The organism is Hungatella sp. SL.1.14 (assembly GCF_024460495.1).
In the GTDB taxonomy this organism is placed as follows: domain Bacteria; phylum Bacillota; class Clostridia; order Lachnospirales; family Lachnospiraceae; genus Hungatella; species Hungatella hathewayi.
The window spans coordinates 25,364-43,091 of the sequence record NZ_JANFYJ010000001.1 but is presented as its reverse complement, the minus strand read 5'-3'; the positions used below and the strand labels follow the sequence as shown (position 1 = coordinate 43,091).

Below are 17,728 nucleotides of genomic sequence, written 5' to 3'. Positions count from 1 at the left end.
ATATTACATTTTTATGACAGACTTTTCCAACCATTCTTAAAAATGTGTAACTAATCTCTGTCCCAGTCTTCATTCACCGGCTGTCCCTTCCGGTAATACAGCCGGTCTTCTTCCGTGATCTCCCGCACCACCTGACACGGCGTTCCAAAGGCCACCGAATGGGAAGGAATATCGTGGGTTACCACACTGCCGGCACCGATCACTACATCATTTCCGATCGTCACTCCCGGAAGAATGATGGCATTGGCACCGATCCATACGTCGTCGCCAATGTGGATCGGCAGGGAAAACTGAGCGCCCTTGCGGCGGTATTCTCCCCAGACAGGATGTCCCGTGACTGTAAGCGTCACATTCGGCCCAAACATCACGTAGTTGCCGATAAAGACTTCACAGTCATCGACGACACACAGATTGAAATTAGAATAAAAATGATGACCGATATGCGTATTGCAGCCGTACGAAAAAAAGGCGGGGGATTCAATCCAGATTTCCTCACCCGCTTCCGCCAGAAGTTCATCTAAAATTCTCCGTTTTTCCTTTACATTCGACGGTCTTGTCTGATTATAATCATAGACCAGCTCCTTACAATGTACTCGCTGGTATTCGATCTTCCGCTCATATGCCCTGTTCTCTTCCAACTCATGGCCGAATTCGCAGTATAAGCGGCCGTTCTTCATCTTGCCTTCCAATGACATGTTTTTGTACCTCCGGTTCTTCTTTTTCTATTTATTTTCATGTTACCCCATGACCAGTGTAAGCAGCCGGTCCAGGCTACAGACCTTCTTCTCACGGAACAAAGTCTCCAGGCGTTCCAGATTCAAATCCGAGTGTTCCACCTCCCTTGAATAGCGGCGTGCGGCCTCAAAAAACACTTCCTTTTCCAGTACGCCGCCCTGCTCTTTCCACAGTGCCTGCGCCGTCTCACGGATCAGGAGCGTGCTCACCACGGCCAGCTTCATCTTCCCATAGGGGTGTTCATCGTATTCCGCACCGCAGAACCAGGTAAATACAAAGTAGACCATCAGCTGCTCAGACCACCGCTCCCACGTCTCCAGCCGCTCTTCCTCCGACTCCAGGTACTCATAAAATTCCTGTCTCTGCTCCTCATAAGCGTCTTCTCCGGCTCCGTAAAGCACTTCCTTCACGCGTCCGATATAATCCGGCCAGCCGGCGTTTAACACCTCCAGCCCGTCAAAGAAGCCGAACAGTTCTTTCATCCCCTCAAAACGGCTATCCCCGTCAATCTGATACGCCAAAAGCCTGGAGGCCAGCTTTTCGACAGCCCCCTTCCTCCCGTATCGCTCCAGCAGGGAATCGGTCTCATACAGACGGTCATTTACGATTCTGCGCTGTAAGTCATGAGCCAGCCCCAGCACGATTCCCGCGCGCAGGTTCCAGTCCAGCTCCCGGTTCTGTAAGGTGGAAATGATGACATCTCTGCAATCCATAAGCTTCGTATAAAGAAAGAAATCAAAAAAAGGATACGTCTCCTCTTTCTCCGTCTCTTTACTCAGGAACCGTACCGGCTCCTTACAGTCCAGAATCAGCTTTGCCGCCTCCGGACACGACAGCGACAGAGAAATCTCCCTCACCCCCTCAAACTCCTCGATATGCCTTGGATACGCCCGGCAGGTCCGGCAGAGCATGGAAGGCCCCACTTCCGAATAGATGTCGCAGAGATTGTTTTCATCTAAAAAGGCACAGCGTCCGTTATACTGGCGGAACGCAGAATTTTCCCAGTCAATGGAATTCTTCAGCCGGCTGCCGAAGGAATCTCTTCTTTTCCTGTATTTTTTTAAAGATGTCTCATCGATCATAATCTGCCAGCCGGCGCAGCACGTATCCGGACATTGACCCGCCACGCACTGAAACCGGCTGTAATAATGCGGTACTGTAATTTTCATATATCTTATCTCCTGTCACCTGGTATTCTGAAACTCTGCCAGGTGTTCATAGTATAACTCATGAGAGGCTTTTTGTCACGGCCAGAATCATAAACAGCACGCCGCTGATCCAGGACAGATCGCATTTGCAGCGGGCCGCCAGCTTTCTGCCTAAAAAAAGACCTGCAGCCATCACCAAGATCCCCATGATAAACGCCGTCCCCATCGTCAGTCCCACCGGTATTTCCAGAAATGCGGAGAGGGCTCCCGCAATCAGGCTGTCGATCGACATGGCGAAGGACAGAAACAGAACTTCTTTCCACGACAGCGACTGGGAATGATCCCAGTCTGCCGCCATGGGATCTCCATAGATATTGACAATCACCCGGAGACCTGAAAAAGAAAACGTGATTCCCTTGTGCAGGCTTACGTGCCTGTTAATGTATTTCTTGATGAAATAATCGAGAAGCTTCACGATGCCCAGAAGGAAAAGGCTGATAAAACACACCGTCCGGGTCATCGTCTCCGGAACGAGATCATCCAGTATACTGCCCGCCGCCAGCGCAATGCCCAGACAGCCGCTGCAGACGGCATTCATGGCAACGATTTTTTCCCATGTAATATGCACTTTATTTGCGCCATAAGCCATGCTGGCCACAAACGTGTCCATGCAGAGGGCCAGGACTAAAACCAGGATATGAAACATAGTCATCTGTCTTTGCTTTTTCTAGTAATATATTCCCCTTAAGCGCTTTTGGAAACCCTTCTCTCGTTTCTCTCCTTCCAAAAGCCGCAGATTACGTAAATAAGGGTATAGCAGGCCATAAATCCGGACACCATGGGCGCAATGGTTCCGATCCGGAACAGATTATCCGGCCAGCGGGTATAAACCAGCCAGATCAGCGGCATGCGCAAAGCCAGTGCTCCGAAGCAGCAGCTGATCATGGTAAAAATGGTCTTTGCGCGGCCGTTTAAGTAACCATTTAGACAGAATACGAAACTGACCGCCAGATAATCATAGCTGCACGATGTAAAGAACGGAATTCCCGCCGCTATGATGTCCTGATTATCTGAAAAGATTCCGATCATGGTCTGCGGAGACACCTGGGCCCACAGCCAGAACACGGAGGAGGCTGCCACAGCGAAGGCAAGTCCGGCTGCCAGGGAACGTCTCGCCCGCTCCGGCTTTCCTGCCCCGTAATTCTGGGCTGTAATCGCAGCCAGTGCATTGGCGATGGAGGTGGCCGGCAGCATGGCAAACACATCATACTTGCTGGCTACTCCCACTGCCGCCGCCGCATAGACGCCGAGGCGGTTGGTCACACTGGTAAGATAGAGGAAGGAAAGCCGCACCATACATTCCTGCAGGGAGATGGGGATCCCCACCTTTGCCAGCTCCAGCGCCTTATCCCGGTCAATTTTTAAATTAGAGAATCGGAACGTAAAAATAAAACGGTTTCGGTTCAGATACCAGATCGCGCAGATCATGCTGACCGCCTGTGATCCGATGGTGGCAATGGCAACGCCTGCCACTCCCAGGCCCAGAATGCCCGTGAGCACCACATCACCGATGATATTCAGTACACAGGCCAGGGCGATAAACATCATGGGCCGTTTGGAGTCCCCGTATCCGCGCAGAATGGCGCTGATCGCGTTGTAACCGCAGATAAAGATGATTCCGCAGCTGCACAGGATCACGTACTGCTTTGCCAGTTCAAACGACTCCTCCGGCGTCTTTAACAGTCTTAAGACTGCCGGCGAAAAGATGATCATCAGAACCGTTAGTACCAGGGCGGCTGCTCCAAATATAGACAGTGTGGTTCCAATGGTCTTCTTCACCTCCTCCTTCGCGTTCATCCCCGTATATTTTCCCACCATGATGGTTCCTCCGAGCGTAAGACCCGTAATCATGCTGGTGATGATCTGTGTAACCTGCGTTCCCGTGGAAACCGCAGCGACACTTTCCGGCGTACAGTATTTGCCGATTACAAGCAGATCCACAGCGCCATACAGCGCCTGAATCACATTGGCAATTACAAATGGTATGGAAAATTCCAGCAGAACCCGAAACACATTTCCTTCCGTCAGATTGTTTTCCTGTTGCATCCTCCCGTTCCTCCCTGTCTGTGCAGCTGTGATACACTGCTCTTTCTACTGATTTTTATATTATGGAAGTAATCTTCTATCCTATAAAATAGACCTTCCAGTAACCGGAAGGTCAAGAAGTTTCTTTCGTCTATTCAATTTTTCCAATTCTGGGATAATATCGGAAGAGAACCTTTGCCAGTATCTTTTTCTCCGGCACATAAGGGTCTGGCCAGTATCTGGCGTCTGCAGAGTAATTGCGGTTGTCGCCGAGCATCAGATAGCAGCCATCCGGCACTTCAAAATGATAGTTCTCAGAGTCCATCGCCTCTCTCAAATACGGCTCGTCCAGCAGGACTCCGTCGACATATAACTGATTGTCCCTGATCTCCACCGTCTCTCCGGGAAGTCCGATAATTCGCTTTACCAGACGAGTCTCCTTATCGCCGGGGCCTGTCTTATGATCGAAAATGACGATATCTCCCCGCTCAGGGTCTCCGCCGAACTTATAGGCCAGCCTGGAACCGATGATTCTGTCTCCTGTCATGATCGTCGTTTCCATAGAACCGGAGGGCACCGTGCTGTTGGCTATGATAAAGGTGTTGAGGCAGAACGCGATAGCCGCTGCCGCAATAATAATCTTCACCCATTCAAATATCTCTTTTTTCAGATCAAACGGCTCTTCCTGTTCCTGTAATGTTTCTTTTTTTTCTCTCATATCTGCATATTTTCCTTTGCTGTTCTGTGTTCTTTTCCTATTCTACCACAAAAATCTCCTTTCGTTCATCCTTTTCACATAAATTTAACATTTATTTTCCCGCTCCGGCATAGCTGAACCAATAAAACCGATTGACTGATCCCGCTTTGGATACAGTAAAACAGCCGGAACGGTCACCCGCCCGGCTGTCTCCATGTCAGATTACTGACATAATTTCTTAAATTCATCTGCTACAAACTGTACCTGGGTACCAACAATAACCTGTACGCTGGTCTTTCCTGGTCTGATTACGCCTGCAACGCCTGCAGATTTGATCTTCTTTTCGTTAACCAGTGTGTAATCGTTGATTTCCAGTCTCAGTCTTGTGATACAGTTGTCAACACTCTTGATATTGCCTTTTCCACCGAGTCCTTCCAGGATAATGGAAGCAACCTGAGTATAGTCGTTGTTCGCTAATGTTACCTGATTCTCATCAATGTCATCGTCATCCTCACGTCCCGGTGTCTTGAAGTTGAACTTCACGATTGCGAAACGGAATACGACGTAGTAGATCACGCCATAGATCAGGCCGATCGGAATGATGAACAGAGGATTCACTGCCATCGGAGCCTTGAAGCTTAAGAACCAGTCAACAAAACCGGCGCTGAAGTTGAAGCCTGCGCGGACAGGAAGCAGCGCACAGATCGCTAAGGAAATACCTGTTAATAATGCATGGATTAAGTATAAGCCTGGTGCTAAGAACATGAATGCGAATTCCAGAGGTTCTGTAACGCCTGTAAAGAAGGAACATACTGCTGCAGCCAGTAATAAACCGTATGCAACTTTCTTCTTGCCAGGTTTTGCTGTGTGATACATTGCCAGAGCTGCTGCCGGAAGACCAAACATCATAACCGGGAAGAAACCTGTCATGTACTGTCCGGTTACGCCCAATGTACCTGTGCCTGCCCAGAAGTTTCCAAGGTCATTCACACCTGCAACGTCGAACCAGAATACAGAGTTCAGTGCATGGTGAAGGCCGACAGGAATCAGCAGACGGTTGAAGAAACCGTAAATACCTGCACCTACTGCGCCAAGACCAAGAATTGCCTCACCAAATGCTACCAGTGCGGAGTAAACTACCGGCCATACAAAGAATAATACAAGGCAGGCAACGAGAGAAGCCAGAGCCGTTACGATCGCAACAGAACGCTTGCCGCTGAAGAATGCCAGCGCGTCCGGAAGCTTCGTGTTTTTAAACCGGTTATAGCAGGTGGAACCGATGATACCGGATAAGATACCGATAAACTGGTTGTTGATCTTACCAAAAGCTGCATTTACTTCCCCAGCGTCGATGCCCTTTAACATGGCAACTACACCTGTGGAAAGGATGGTCTGAATCATCAGCCAGGAAACCAGACCGGCAAGACCGGCTGTACCCTCGTGATCATCCGCCATACCAACAGCAACACCAATGGCAAACAGAATTGCCATATTGTCAATAATTGCACCGCCCGCCTTGATAAGGAATGCTGCGATGGCGCTGTTGGCGCCCCAGCCTGTCGGGTCAATCCAGTAACCGATACCCATGAGGATACCTGCTGCCGGGAGAACCGCTACCGGGAGCATCAATGACTTACCCAATTTCTGCAAATACTTCATCATAATAAAGAAACCCCTTTCTTTTGTCCTAGCGGACATTTATTTATCTGATCCTGTGCCCATCACAGGTTCAAATCATATCTGGTCCAGCACCTCTAAAAGTGCCTTCTCCGCCTCTGCCTCATCGGTTCCCTCGAACCGGAACCGAAGCAGCTCCCCTTCTCTGATCTCGAGACCCATCAGAGCCAGAAGATTCTTTCCATCCACCGTTTCCCCTTCCGCGGCAATGTCAATCCGGCAGTCAAATTCTCTTGCCTTCATAAACAGCCGTGAAGCCGGTCTTGCGTGAAAGCCCATGGGGTCTTTCACTTCATATAAAAACTCCCTCATTGATCGCCCAGTCCTATAATTCGATAATCGGATCCAGTTCCTTTACTTCCATGCCGGTATGGCATACCATATCCGGATAATTCGGCGTATTGCATACGATGATTGGTGTAATCACATCGTAGCCCGCTTCCTTGATCGCATCGATGTCAAACTCCAGAAGGAGTTCTCCCGCTTTGACATGCTCTCCCTGCTTCTTATAGGAGGTGTAATGCTCTCCCTTTAAATTTACGGTATCAAGGCCCACATGGACGATGATCTCAGCGCCTCCGTCAGTCGTTACGCTGACGGCGTGCTTTGTCTCAAACATAACGGTCAGAACACCGCTGGCCGGCGCCACGATTCTCCCCTTTGCAGGAATAACAGCGACTCCTTTTCCAAGAATCTCCTGGCTGAAGGTCGGATCGCTGACCTCGCTTAACGGTACCACCTTTCCCTCTACGGGAGCAAGGATCTTCTCTCTCTCCTTCTCACTTCCTGAAAACATCTTTTTTAATGAATTAAACATGTTTCCTCAATCTCCTTTCTTCTCCTTACATTCTTATTCTCTTTATATGGACAGCCAGATATGCCGTTTCTTCTTCGGTCACATCATGGTGATAGGTCACCTGGATATAATCCTTTAACTTCAGGCTGCATGCGTATTCCTCCGGATACATCTGGCTGATCAGCTGATTAAATTCCGGATTCTCGCTGTTTAACATCTCTCCTCCGATAATCCGCTGGGCCAGGAAACGCAGATGAGTAACAAAGCGCTGGTAATTCAGCGAAGTTTCATCTAAATCCATGGAAAAATATTCTTTCACGATTTTTACAACATTCTGAATTAAGTTTGTAATATCAATCGTATCCCGCATGACTGTATTATATTCTGCATTTACGATATGAAGCGCAATAAATCCCGCCTCGTCCACCGGAAGCTTAATTCCAATCCTTCGTTCAATCAGGGCTACGGCGTATTCGCCGACCAGGTATTCTTCCTTGTAGAACGTCTTGATCTCGTTTAACAGCGGATTGGTAAACACCATTCTTTCTTTAAATCGTTCAATGGCAAAATTAATATGATCTGTCAGTGTGATATAGATGCTCTGGTTCAATCGCCGGTTCAACACGCTTTTCGCATAATTGATGATCTCCGTGGAGGCCTGAATGTGCTCCAGAGGCAGATTCGCCAGCAGCTCTTTAAACTTATCCGTGCTGTTCTGGCTGTCTAACCGGAAAACCTTCTCGATCTTTCCCTCCGGAATCTCCTTCCCGGGCTTCATTCCAAATCCCAGTCCCCGGCCCATGATAACAACTTCTTTTCCATCCGCTTCTATGGCACTGACAATGTTATTGTTGATAATCTTGTCAATTTTCATACTTCACCTACAAATAAAAAAACCAATTCTGCCAGCGAAAATAAAGTTATATTTTCATTGATCAAAATTGGTTTTGCCTGCTTACCAGTAACAATCCATCTCGTATTAACTTAATTCATACTATACCAGAACTCTAGGAAAAAGTCAACAAATTATTTAGACATTTTTTATACTTATTTAATAATTCCTGATTTCTTATTGTTTTTCTCGAATTCCATGCGTAATTTCTCAATGGATTTCTTCTCGATCCGGCTGACATAGGACCTGGATATTCCCAGCATATCGGCGATCTCCCGCTGGGTGTGCTCCTTTCCGCCGTACAGTCCGTACCGCATACCGATAACCTTTTTCTCCGTGTCTCTGAGACAGTGGTCAAATGCATCGTACAGTTCCCTGATGTCCTGACTCAAAATGATGGTCTCCAGAGCCTCCTTGTTCTCCATCTCTATGACATCCACCAGACTGACGGTTTCACCATCCTTGTCTACTCCGATGGGCTCAAATAAAGACACCTCTTTTGAATATTTTTTATTGGCACGAAGGAGCATGAGGATTTCATTTTCCACACACTTTGCGGCGTAGGTGGCGAGTCTTGACCCCCTGTCCGTGTGAAACGTATTGACGGCCTTGATGAGACCGATGGTTCCTACAGACAGGAGGTCCTCCATATCATAATCTGTATTCTGATACTTCTTGGCCACATGCGCCACCAGACGCATATTCCGCTCGATGAGTGTGGCTCTCGCCTCCTGATCCCCTTCCTGGTATCGTTCCAGACACTCTCGTTCCTCTCGCGCAGTTAAAGGTTTGGGAAAAGTTTTCAAAGAAAGCCGCCTTAAAACTTACTTACTCTCATTTTATGCCGTCTTTCCTTTTAAAGTGCTTTTACAAAAAATATAGGCTTATACTTCTTTTATTTTAATGGTGGAACAGGCGGATTCCCGTAAACGCCATTGCCATGCCGTATTTGTCACAGGTCTCGATTACCTGATCGTCACGGACCGATCCGCCCGGCTGTGCCACATACTTCACGCCGCTTTTGTAAGCTCTGTCAATATTATCGCCGAAGGGGAAGAACGCATCGGAACCGAGGGCCACGTCTGTCATCTGGTCCAGCCATGCTCTCTTCTCCTCTTTTGTAAACACCTCCGGTTTCTCCCTGAAAATATTCTCCCATCTGCCGTCTGCCAGCACGTCCATATAGTCCTCACCGATGTAGACGTCAATGGCGTTGTCGCGGTCCGCGCGGCGGATCTTGTCGGCAAAGGGCAGATTTAACACCTTCGGGCACTGGCGTAAGAACCAGTTATCCGCCTTATTGCCCGCCAGCCGCGTACAGTGAACGCGGGACTGCTGCCCTGCGCCGATGCCGATGGCCTGGCCTCCCTTTGCGAAGCACACGGAGTTGGACTGGGTATATTTCAGAGTGATCAGAGAGATAATCAGATCGATCTTTGCAGAATCCGGAATCTCCTTATTGGCAGTCACGACTTCCTTAAGCAGCTCCTCATCGATCTTCAGTTCATTTCTTCCCTGCTCAAATACAATGCCGTATACCTGCTTGCGCTCGATCGGCTCCGGTCTGTACTCCGGATCGATGACGATCACATTGTAACTGCCGTTCTTCTTGGACTTTAAAATCTCCAGAGCCTCCGGCTCATATCCGGGAGCAATGACGCCGTCGGAGACTTCCCGCTTGATAATCCTGGCCGTATCCACATCGCAGACGTCGGACAGAGAGATGAAATCGCCAAAGGAAGACATGCGGTCAGCGCCTCTCGCTCTGGCATAGGCTGATGCCAGCGGGGAGAGTTCCCCCATATCATCCACCCAGTAAATCTTTCTCAACGTCTCATCTAACGGAAGGCCAACTGCCGCTCCCGCCGGAGACACGTGCTTAAAGGAAGCCGCTGCCGGAAGTCCTGTCGCTTCCTTCAGTTCCTTTACCAGCTGCCAGCCATTGAAGGCATCCATGAAATTAATATAGCCCGGACGGCCGCTCAGCACCTCGATCGGCAGTTCTCCGTTCTTGACAAAGATTCTGGACGGTTTCTGATTCGGGTTGCAGCCATACTTCAGTTCTAATTCTTTCATCGCTCTTTCTCCTTTTCGTAAAAAAATCACTGGTTTTTATTCACAATGCGCGTTTCATACTCGCCTGTGGCAATCGTAATATACCGTACAAACAGGGACACCTTATTGTCCTCGTTTAAATTCTCCCACAGCAGGCTGGTAAACACATCGATGTCATCCATGGTCTCCACCAGTTTGGGCTCTCCTTCAAAGCTTGGAAGCGGATTGCCGTCATGCATGTAGGTATGGATAAAATGGCCCTCGCCGGCAGCAGGATTCTCATAAGCAAATGTATAGCGGCAGCAGGACTCAGGATTTCCATTGCTGCTTTTTAAGATGGACATGGCATAATTATAGCCGCCTGCTTCCGAAGCATCACCGTCAGAGTTTCCCCGTACATGCATAATTCCGGAGATCCGGGGGGTATAGTTGGGGCTGTCCGGTTCAAACTCACGGCTTCTCAAAGACTGTTCAAAGGTCATCTGCCTGTCCATGCCCTCGTAGATCGTATCCGTCTGGTCACCATTGGTCACTATCGTCTTGTTTCCCAAAACCCGGACCGGTGCATAAATGATCAGGCTGGGGTCCGTAAGCTTTGACGGATCAAACGCCTGAGTACGGATTCCTTCTCCGTCCTCCACAAATACGCGGTTGCGGCTGTTCTCGCTTCTTCCCATAATAAAATAAGCGGTAACCGCCTTTTTCCCATCTGGCGTTTTTCCGATGATAATCCCTCTTCCCGGATAGGAATTGCCTCTCAAGTCGTCCTTCAGTGAAATCATGTTCATCTTCTTTCCTCCTCAATCGTGGTGACGTCCGAAATCAGGACGCAAAAAACCGCCTGGATACCCCAAAGCGGTGCCCAGGCGGTCGGCTTTAACTGTAACGTGCTCCCCGTGGTGTTTCTCCACTTATCCGCCAGTCGCACGTACCTCTCCAAACATCATATAATATTCCTGTTTGAATTGCAAGTATTTTTTCCTGTACCTGTGCTCTCCCGGCAGCAGGCATTTCCATAACGGTCTGGCCGCGGTCCGGCGGTGATGACGACGATCCACCCACTTTCTATTCGTTGCGGATCGCTGCCAGAGGACTTAGCTTCATGGCGCGCAGCGCCGGGAAGAAGCCGGCTGCCATACCCACGAAGATGGCAAATCCAATCGCCGCTAATGAAAGCCACGGCGGAATTCTCGATAAATCGCCTTCTATTCCAACCAGAAACTGCCCCGATAAAAACTTGTTGGCAATAAAGGAGATTCCGTAACTCAGCAAGATTCCGATCACACCTCCCATGAAACCGATAAATCCTGATTCCAGAAGGAACATGTTCTTAATATTTCTCATATCACAGCCCAGTACCTTGATAATACCGATCTCCTTCGTTCTTTCATAGATGGACATCATCATGGTATTGGCGATTCCGATGGCAGCTACGAACAGGGAAACGGCGCCGATGCCGCCAAGTACTCCCTGTACCATGTTGGACTGCTTCTGTGACTGCTCCAGCCAGTCCATCTGGCTGGAGGCCTGAAATCCCATATCATTGATTATTTTCTGGACCTCACTTACATTTTTCATGTCGTCCACTTCCACAACCGCCTGGTCATAGATAAAATAGTTATAGGGCTTTCCCTTCTTATTCGTCGGCTGATCCGGAATCGGATTCTTTTTAAACACCTGTTTTAACTGTGCTTTCAGCATATCAATATCCACATAGACGCTGAAGCTGTAGTTATTATAATCTTCGCCGCCTACCATCGCCGCAGTTTTCAGCATATATTTTTTAGGAGCCCTCACAGGGTTTTCATCGTCCGCAGAGGATCCGTTCTGGCTCTGGTAATATGCATTCGTATCGAAAATCACAAACATGGGCCGGTTCATAAAATCAACATCCGGTGCGTCTGCCGGGTCGTTAGAGAACATGTATACATTCCCTCTCGACTTTGGATTCTGAAAACGCATGGGAATCTGGTTTCCCACCACCATCTCCAGTTCCTGACTGTCTGCCGCCGGAAGACTTCCTTCCTTTAAGGGTATATTTTTCATATACTCTCTCGTAACACCCGTTAAGTTGACGTTCGCCTGATAGACGCCCTGTTTCATAATGACATAAAAATTCAGGATGGGTGACACCGATGATACGTGGTTAAGCTTTCGAAACTTTTCAATTACTTCATCCGTCATGTAATTGGGCTCTTTGCCGTCCTGTGTATTCCCTCCCCACATTGCATCCGAGTAGATTGATATCTCTGTCAGGCTCCCGTATGAGGCAATCTGTTCCATCGTGAGTTCATTCAGGCCGATACCCAGGGACACCATAACCACGATGGAAGCCGTACCAATTACAACTCCCAGAACGGTCAGGAATGTCCTCAACTTTCTTCGTCTTAAATTATTCACGCTCATGGAAAGCAAATCGCTAAATTTCATCGTCTATGTCCTCTTCTTCTGCTTCCTTCTTCTTTTTACGCTTCTTCAGGACCACTACCGCCGCTGCCGTTGCAATTACAAGTACCGCAATGATACCGGGGATTAAAAACTTCTGATATTTTTTAATGCCGGCTGGCTCTGTATCTGCCGGAAACGCTCCCATATCGTCGAGCATTCCATCCTCCGGCTCCATCTCCTCCGTGACCATCAGCGTCATCTCCTTCTCGATCGGATCGCTGACGACGCCGTTCTCATCCTCGTAGGTAATCAGAATTTTGACCTTGCCGTCATCTGTAGTAGGCGTCACGCCGCTCACCATGGCATCCACGGTCTTAGACTCTCCCGGCTTAATATTTCCCACATAGGAATCTGTCTGCTGAATGGAATCTCCCACAAATGTGACCATAACATTATACAGAAGCACCTTGCCCGTATTATTAATCGGGAACATGACATTGCTTTCCGCGCCCACCGACATCGTGTCAGGCATCACCTCAATCGTTCCTGTATTTAATCTGGCCATCTGCTTCACCGGAATATCAACGGTAACCTTTTCCTCCGCATTCTTATACTCCGGGCTGTCATACTTCTCGTTGATGGTTATGGCATATGTTCTCTGGTCTACCCACGCGCCTGCCCTCATGCGGATCTTAAGCTCCGTGCTCTGGCCCGCGGCCAGAGAATTCACCACAATGGAGGAAGAACCGGAATCCGTGGTAAATACAGCACTGTCCGTAACCTTTTCCGATTCCAGAGTGAACAGGATATTGCTGGCCGCCACGTTCTCGGAAGCGTTCTTCATTCGGAGTATCAGGTCGAATTCATCGCCTGCATAAACCACCTCCGGATTCGTCTGGAATCCGTCGACGATCAGTCTGGCTCTCGTTCTGTCATTGGCATTGAACTCTTTCGTCTCCTCTTCCTTGTCCTTGTTCTGGACGTGAACGTAGAAAATGGATTCCGCTTTCTGAATGTCGCCCTCGGTACTGTCCCTGTATTCGATTGTAAAGGTAATGGGATAGTATCCGGTGTACGCTTCCTTGCGGATGGCCATGCTGTAGGAGACCTCCTGGGTCTCTCCGCCGCCGACCCGGTCAAAATGTCTCACATAGTTACCGTCGTTGATGTTAAAGGGGAATTTTGTGCTGTCCTCGCTTAACCCCATACGCACGTTGACATCAAATGCCGTAATATTCGACGCGTTGCGTAAGTTTACGGTGAAATTCATCACATCCGGATACTGGCCGGACGGAGTGGACTGGTTTTCCCCCAGTTCGAACCGGATCGATCCCTCATCGTCTCCCGATTCCGTGGTTCCGCTGGATTTGGTGATCCAGACATTGATATGGTCCGTCGTGGCATCGCTGCCGTTTGCTTTCACGATAATCGGTACGGAATAATAGCCCTCGGCTATATCTCTTCTGACTCTCGCAGATAAGGAAACGGTCTTGGTCGCTCCCGCTTTTACAGAACCGATTACTTTGGCATCAAAGATGCTGGAGGTAATCTCGAACGGGAAGATGGAACCGTTATACCGGGTCTCTTCATCCGGGTCTTCCGCCGCGTCGTATTCGCTGTCCACCGCACTGTCGTCAAACCGGACGGATACGCCCTGTAAATCCTCGCTCCCCTTGCTGTTGTCAAATATCATGCTAATGGTCATATTCTGGCCGGTCTTTCCGGTTGGAGTCTTCTTGACGTCGAGATACTTATTCTTCTGTATCCCGTACTGCGCTCCCATCGTCTGAACCGGCACGGCCCCCAGCACTACCAGTACGGCAAGCAGCCCCGCCAGTACTCTGTTACCTCTCTTCTTCATTCTCTGTCTCCTCCTCGGTATCATCATGGTGTTGTTCTTCGATCTTGAAGATCTTGCCGTCTACAATATGTAACTGCCGGTCGGCAAACCCGGCAATATAATTATCATGAGTTACCATGACAAGCGTCTGATTCTGCTCCCGCACAATCTTCCTCATCAGCCCCAGGATCTCCTTCGTCGTCTTCGAATCCAGATTACCGGTAGGCTCATCTGCAAAAATGATCTGCGGGTCCACCGCCAGTGCTCTGGCAATACCCACACGCTGCTGCTGGCCGCCGGACATCTCGTTGGCCATATGCTTCATCTGCTTCTCCAGACCGACCAGCTTAATGTACTTTACCGCCTTCTCGTTCCGTTTCTTCTTGGGGACACCGCGGAACGAAAGCGGCAGCGCCACATTCTCTACGGCATTCATCGTCTGAAGCAGATTGTAGGACTGAAAGATAAAGCCCACATGCTTCCGCCGGAAAGCGACCAGCTGGTTCTCAGTCAGCTTCTCAATATGTTTCCCGGCAATGACAATCTCCCCCTTCGAGGGCTTCTCCAGACCGGCCATCATATTAAGAAGTGTGGACTTTCCAGAGCCGGAAGGACCGACAATCGCACAAAATTCTCCCTTATATACCGTAAAGTCGACCCCTCCCAAAGCATAGACCTTGGTATCGCCGACTTTATATACTTTGTAGAGATTTTTCACCTGAATCATAGGTATCTTCTTACTCTTCTCTTCCCTGTTTTCTTCCGCCAAAGCAGATACCTCCTCGCTATGAGCACGTAACGCAGCTCCTTTTCTCATACTGCCATTATACAACAGGTTTGCCATCCGGTCTTCCTTATTTTTCTTAAAGTTCCTTAAATATTCCTTACAGGCACTTTTTTTGTAAAAAAGTATGGAAATATTTTAAGAGATACTATATAATGGTGAAAGAATTCAGCAGCCCTGCTGCCATACCATTTTGGATTCACTTCCAGAATGCGGATTGAAAAACAGACAAAGGAGATTCTTATGAGACATTTATTAAACCCATTAGACTTTAGTGTGGAAGAAACCGGTCAGCTGCTCGATCTGGCAGACGATATTGAACATCACCTTTCGGAATATTCCCACGTATGTGACGGTAAAAAATTAGCGACGTTATTTTATGAGCCAAGTACAAGAACTCGTTTGAGTTTTGAAGCAGCCATGTTAAATTTAGGTGGCAGCGTACTCGGCTTTTCTTCTGCCGATTCCAGTTCGGCAGCCAAAGGCGAGAGCGTGGCCGATACGATCCGCGTGATTTCCTGTTACGCTGATATCTGTGCCATGAGACATCCCAAGGAAGGCGCTCCGTTAGTAGCAGCCACACACTCCGGCATTCCGGTGATCAACGCCGGTGACGGCGGCCATCAGCACCCGACCCAGACGCTCACGGACTTACTGTCCATCCGCTCTTTAAAAGGCCGGCTGCACGACTTAACCATCGGCCTCTGCGGCGATTTGAAGTTCGGCCGTACCGTCCACTCCCTGATCAACGCTCTGGTCCGCTATGAGAACATTAAGTTCGTCCTCATCTCCCCACCGGAGCTGCGCGTTCCCGAATACATCAGAGAAGACGTATTAAAAGCGAACAACATCGAGTTCGTGGAAATGGACAGCCTCGACGAAGCCATGCCGTCTCTCGACATTCTCTATATGACCCGCGTACAGAAGGAACGTTTCTTCAACGAGGAAGATTACATTCGTTTAAAAGACTGCTACATTCTCGATAAGGACAAAATGAAGCTGGCCAAGGAAGACATGTACGTTCTTCACCCGCTTCCCAGAGTCAACGAAATCTCCGTCGAAGTAGACAACGACCCGAGAGCCGCCTACTTTAAACAGGCCCAGTACGGCGTATACGTGCGCATGGCCCTTATCATGACATTACTGGAGGTAGAAAAACCATGTTAAATATCAGCGGATTAAACGAAGGCATCGTATTAGACCACATTCAGGCCGGCAAGAGCCTGGACATCTACTATAACCTGGGACTGGACAAGTTAGACTGCCAGGTTGCCATTATCAAGAACGCAAAGAGCAGCAAGATGGGACGCAAGGATATCATTAAGATTGAGGGTGGCCTGGACCACATCGATCTCGACATTCTCGGCTATATCGATCACAATATTACGGTTAACATTATCCGCGACAATCAGATTGCGGAAAAGAGAACCTTAAAGCTTCCGAAAAAGATTACCAATGTCATCCACTGCAGGAACCCGCGCTGCATCACCTCCATCGAGCAGGAACTGCCGCATATCTTCTATCTGGCCGATTCTGAGACGGAGACTTACCGCTGCATGTACTGTGAGGAAAAGTATTCCAAATAACCAGTGGAAATAAAAAAAGAATCATGACAGTGCTCATATCAGTCTGTCATGATTCTTTTTTCCTTTATTCCGGTTCTTTCAGCTTTTTATTCAGTTCCTTCGTCTCAGCCAGGCGTACGAGAAATATGGCCACATAAATAATCACATAAATGATGATAAATGCAGGAAGCATCACCCTTGCGCTGGAGATCCAGTCCGAGGAGTAGTGAAGAAATGTCCCAACCGTAGCAGCCAGAGTAAAACAGAGACAGAAATGGATTACGGTGCGGATCAGAAGATTGCCAAAATCCATGCACATAATCTGAGAAATAACGGCAAACAGCGCAGACGCCGCCACCCAGACCAGCACCTGTTTTAGCGTCGCGTCCATTCCACCCATGGCAGCCATGGTTACCGTACACACGACAGCCCCGATCCCAATTCCAGTAAATATACTGATTAAAAACTCTTCGAAGCGTTTCATATTATCGTCCCTCCATAATATATTTTCTAAAATCCTTCATGTAGTTTCTGGAAATAAGCAGCTTTGTCTTTCCATCCTTTAAAAATGCGGTATAGTTGCCGCTGAACTCCACCTCCACAAAAGCAACCATGGCAGTGTTGATGACTGTGCTTTTGCTGATCTGAATAAATCCTCTGTGGCGAAGCTGCCTGGCCAGCTCATAGAGCCTTCCTTTTGCCTCATAGACTCCGGATTCCAGATAGGCATTGACCTTTCCGCCCTCCGTGAGAAAGTAGCAGATCTCCTCCGGCTTAAAAAAGTATTCCTTTTCTTCCGCATACAGCGGGATCTGGGATATGCCTCCCGCTCCGCCTAAAAGCTCCAGCAGCTGCCTGACCTCCTCGCTTCCGCTCCGTCCCCGTATGATGACCTCCGGTTCTTCCATATCTCCCGGTTCGATGATAATTTTCATACTCTGCCTCCCTTCTGATGTCATTGTATACCAGCCTCTCTGATTTGTCTCTGAAAATGCAGTGAGTGGTAATTTTTTGCCAGTAAGATGCCAAAAATCCTTCTTCAACCTTTCTTCACGACAGAAAAATG

At 48.6% G+C, this 17,728-nt stretch carries 19 protein-coding genes and 1 riboswitch; of the genes, 2 read left to right on the top strand and 17 right to left on the bottom strand.

Features of this window, described 5'->3' with window-relative positions:
* Positions 1–50: 50 nt before the first annotated feature.
* From NE473_RS00205 to NE473_RS00135, 15 genes are all read right to left on the bottom strand, one after another.
* Positions 51–695 (bottom strand): sugar O-acetyltransferase, encoded by a 645-nt coding sequence (locus NE473_RS00205; RefSeq protein WP_055651821.1) that lies wholly within the window; start codon positions 693–695, stop codon positions 51–53.
* A gap of 42 nt (positions 696–737) precedes the next feature.
* Positions 738–1,904 carry a flagellin lysine-N-methylase gene (gene fliB / locus NE473_RS00200; protein ID WP_055651822.1) on the bottom strand — a complete coding sequence of 389 codons (1,167 nt, stop codon included), beginning with the start codon at positions 1,902–1,904 and terminating at the stop codon, positions 738–740.
* 58 nt (positions 1,905–1,962) lie between these two features.
* A complete protein-coding gene (locus tag NE473_RS00195; protein ID WP_055651823.1) occupies positions 1,963–2,589 on the bottom strand; it encodes a manganese efflux pump MntP in 627 nt (208 codons plus the stop codon).
* 38 nt (positions 2,590–2,627) lie between these two features.
* On the bottom strand, positions 2,628–3,989 hold the full coding sequence (locus NE473_RS00190) for an MATE family efflux transporter (RefSeq protein ID WP_055651824.1): 1,362 nt from the start codon (positions 3,987–3,989) through the stop codon (positions 2,628–2,630).
* A gap of 130 nt (positions 3,990–4,119) precedes the next feature.
* Positions 4,120–4,686 (bottom strand): signal peptidase I, encoded by a 567-nt coding sequence (gene lepB, locus NE473_RS00185; protein WP_055651825.1) that lies wholly within the window; start codon positions 4,684–4,686, stop codon positions 4,120–4,122.
* Positions 4,687–4,887: 201 nt separating this feature from the next.
* Positions 4,888–6,327 carry an N-acetylglucosamine-specific PTS transporter subunit IIBC gene (nagE, locus tag NE473_RS00180; RefSeq protein WP_039892960.1) on the bottom strand — a complete coding sequence of 480 codons (1,440 nt, stop codon included), beginning with the start codon at positions 6,325–6,327 and terminating at the stop codon, positions 4,888–4,890.
* Between the two features lie 72 nt (positions 6,328–6,399).
* Entirely contained in the window at positions 6,400–6,654 is a 255-nt protein-coding gene (locus NE473_RS00175; protein ID WP_022032714.1) for an HPr family phosphocarrier protein, read from the bottom strand.
* A 13-nt stretch (positions 6,655–6,667) separates the two neighbouring features.
* On the bottom strand, positions 6,668–7,159 hold the full coding sequence (locus NE473_RS00170; protein WP_022032715.1) for a PTS sugar transporter subunit IIA: 492 nt from the start codon (positions 7,157–7,159) through the stop codon (positions 6,668–6,670).
* A gap of 25 nt (positions 7,160–7,184) precedes the next feature.
* Positions 7,185–8,012, bottom strand: coding sequence for a BglG family transcription antiterminator LicT (gene licT, locus NE473_RS00165; RefSeq protein ID WP_006776176.1), 828 nt, complete (start codon positions 8,010–8,012; stop codon positions 7,185–7,187).
* A 173-nt stretch (positions 8,013–8,185) separates the two neighbouring features.
* Positions 8,186–8,836 (bottom strand): RNA polymerase sporulation sigma factor SigK, encoded by a 651-nt coding sequence (gene sigK / locus NE473_RS00160; RefSeq protein WP_022032716.1) that lies wholly within the window; start codon positions 8,834–8,836, stop codon positions 8,186–8,188.
* A 94-nt stretch (positions 8,837–8,930) separates the two neighbouring features.
* Positions 8,931–10,106 carry a phosphoribosylaminoimidazolecarboxamide formyltransferase gene (locus NE473_RS00155; protein WP_055651826.1) on the bottom strand — a complete coding sequence of 392 codons (1,176 nt, stop codon included), beginning with the start codon at positions 10,104–10,106 and terminating at the stop codon, positions 8,931–8,933.
* 26 nt (positions 10,107–10,132) lie between these two features.
* Positions 10,133–10,873, bottom strand: coding sequence for an IMP cyclohydrolase (locus tag NE473_RS00150; protein ID WP_055651827.1), 741 nt, complete (start codon positions 10,871–10,873; stop codon positions 10,133–10,135).
* A gap of 65 nt (positions 10,874–10,938) precedes the next feature.
* A riboswitch (ZMP/ZTP riboswitch) is annotated at positions 10,939–11,021 on the bottom strand.
* Between the two features lie 129 nt (positions 11,022–11,150).
* Positions 11,151–12,515: an ABC transporter permease gene (locus NE473_RS00145; protein ID WP_055651828.1), complete on the bottom strand. Its 1,365-nt coding sequence runs from the start codon at positions 12,513–12,515 to the stop codon at positions 11,151–11,153.
* Positions 12,505–14,334, bottom strand: coding sequence for a COG1361 S-layer family protein (locus tag NE473_RS00140; protein WP_022032720.1), 1,830 nt, complete (start codon positions 14,332–14,334; stop codon positions 12,505–12,507). The genes NE473_RS00145 and NE473_RS00140 overlap by 11 nt, the downstream gene beginning before the upstream one ends.
* Entirely contained in the window at positions 14,318–15,040 is a 723-nt protein-coding gene (locus tag NE473_RS00135; protein WP_055651842.1) for an ABC transporter ATP-binding protein, read from the bottom strand. The genes NE473_RS00140 and NE473_RS00135 overlap by 17 nt, the downstream gene beginning before the upstream one ends.
* Before the next feature lie 300 nt (positions 15,041–15,340).
* Here NE473_RS00135 and pyrB point away from each other — a divergent pair, with 300 nt between their 5' ends.
* Together pyrB and NE473_RS00125 are read left to right on the top strand one after the other, a co-directional pair.
* Positions 15,341–16,264 (top strand): aspartate carbamoyltransferase, encoded by a 924-nt coding sequence (pyrB, locus tag NE473_RS00130; RefSeq protein ID WP_022032722.1) that lies wholly within the window; start codon positions 15,341–15,343, stop codon positions 16,262–16,264.
* Entirely contained in the window at positions 16,258–16,683 is a 426-nt protein-coding gene (locus tag NE473_RS00125) for an aspartate carbamoyltransferase regulatory subunit (protein ID WP_022032723.1), read from the top strand. Before pyrB ends, NE473_RS00125 begins: the two co-directional genes overlap by 7 nt.
* Before the next feature lie 64 nt (positions 16,684–16,747).
* On the opposite strand, the gene NE473_RS00120 is transcribed toward NE473_RS00125, so the two are convergent.
* Positions 16,748–17,146, bottom strand: coding sequence for a DUF3021 family protein (locus NE473_RS00120; protein ID WP_006776923.1), 399 nt, complete (start codon positions 17,144–17,146; stop codon positions 16,748–16,750).
* Position 17,147: 1 nt separating this feature from the next.
* Entirely contained in the window at positions 17,148–17,597 is a 450-nt protein-coding gene (locus NE473_RS00115; protein ID WP_022032725.1) for a LytTR family DNA-binding domain-containing protein, read from the bottom strand.
* Between the last annotated feature and the right edge of the window lie 131 nt (positions 17,598–17,728).

What these genes read in the sequence shown, in the direction of transcription:
- NE473_RS00205 (WP_055651821.1), bottom strand. Translation starts at nt 695, where the DNA reads ATGTCATTGGAAGGCAAGATGAAGAACGGCCGCTTATACTGCGAATTC.
- fliB (WP_055651822.1), bottom strand. Translation starts at nt 1,904, where the DNA reads ATGAAAATTACAGTACCGCATTATTACAGCCGGTTTCAGTGCGTGGCG.
- NE473_RS00195 (WP_055651823.1), bottom strand. Translation starts at nt 2,589, where the DNA reads ATGTTTCATATCCTGGTTTTAGTCCTGGCCCTCTGCATGGACACGTTT.
- NE473_RS00190 (WP_055651824.1), bottom strand. Translation starts at nt 3,989, where the DNA reads ATGCAACAGGAAAACAATCTGACGGAAGGAAATGTGTTTCGGGTTCTG.
- lepB (WP_055651825.1), bottom strand. Translation starts at nt 4,686, where the DNA reads ATGAGAGAAAAAAAAGAAACATTACAGGAACAGGAAGAGCCGTTTGAT.
- nagE (WP_039892960.1), bottom strand. Translation starts at nt 6,327, where the DNA reads ATGATGAAGTATTTGCAGAAATTGGGTAAGTCATTGATGCTCCCGGTA.
- NE473_RS00175 (WP_022032714.1), bottom strand. Translation starts at nt 6,654, where the DNA reads ATGAGGGAGTTTTTATATGAAGTGAAAGACCCCATGGGCTTTCACGCA.
- NE473_RS00170 (WP_022032715.1), bottom strand. Translation starts at nt 7,159, where the DNA reads ATGTTTAATTCATTAAAAAAGATGTTTTCAGGAAGTGAGAAGGAGAGA.
- licT (WP_006776176.1), bottom strand. Translation starts at nt 8,012, where the DNA reads ATGAAAATTGACAAGATTATCAACAATAACATTGTCAGTGCCATAGAA.
- NE473_RS00155 (WP_055651826.1), bottom strand. Translation starts at nt 10,106, where the DNA reads ATGAAAGAATTAGAACTGAAGTATGGCTGCAACCCGAATCAGAAACCG.
- NE473_RS00150 (WP_055651827.1), bottom strand. Translation starts at nt 10,873, where the DNA reads ATGAACATGATTTCACTGAAGGACGACTTGAGAGGCAATTCCTATCCG.
- NE473_RS00145 (WP_055651828.1), bottom strand. Translation starts at nt 12,515, where the DNA reads ATGAAATTTAGCGATTTGCTTTCCATGAGCGTGAATAATTTAAGACGA.
- NE473_RS00140 (WP_022032720.1), bottom strand. Translation starts at nt 14,334, where the DNA reads ATGAAGAAGAGAGGTAACAGAGTACTGGCGGGGCTGCTTGCCGTACTG.
- NE473_RS00135 (WP_055651842.1), bottom strand. Translation starts at nt 15,040, where the DNA reads ATGATTCAGGTGAAAAATCTCTACAAAGTATATAAAGTCGGCGATACC.
- pyrB (WP_022032722.1), top strand. Translation starts at nt 15,341, where the DNA reads ATGAGACATTTATTAAACCCATTAGACTTTAGTGTGGAAGAAACCGGT.
- NE473_RS00125 (WP_022032723.1), top strand. Translation starts at nt 16,258, where the DNA reads ATGTTAAATATCAGCGGATTAAACGAAGGCATCGTATTAGACCACATT.
- NE473_RS00120 (WP_006776923.1), bottom strand. Translation starts at nt 17,146, where the DNA reads ATGAAACGCTTCGAAGAGTTTTTAATCAGTATATTTACTGGAATTGGG.
- NE473_RS00115 (WP_022032725.1), bottom strand. Translation starts at nt 17,597, where the DNA reads ATGAAAATTATCATCGAACCGGGAGATATGGAAGAACCGGAGGTCATC.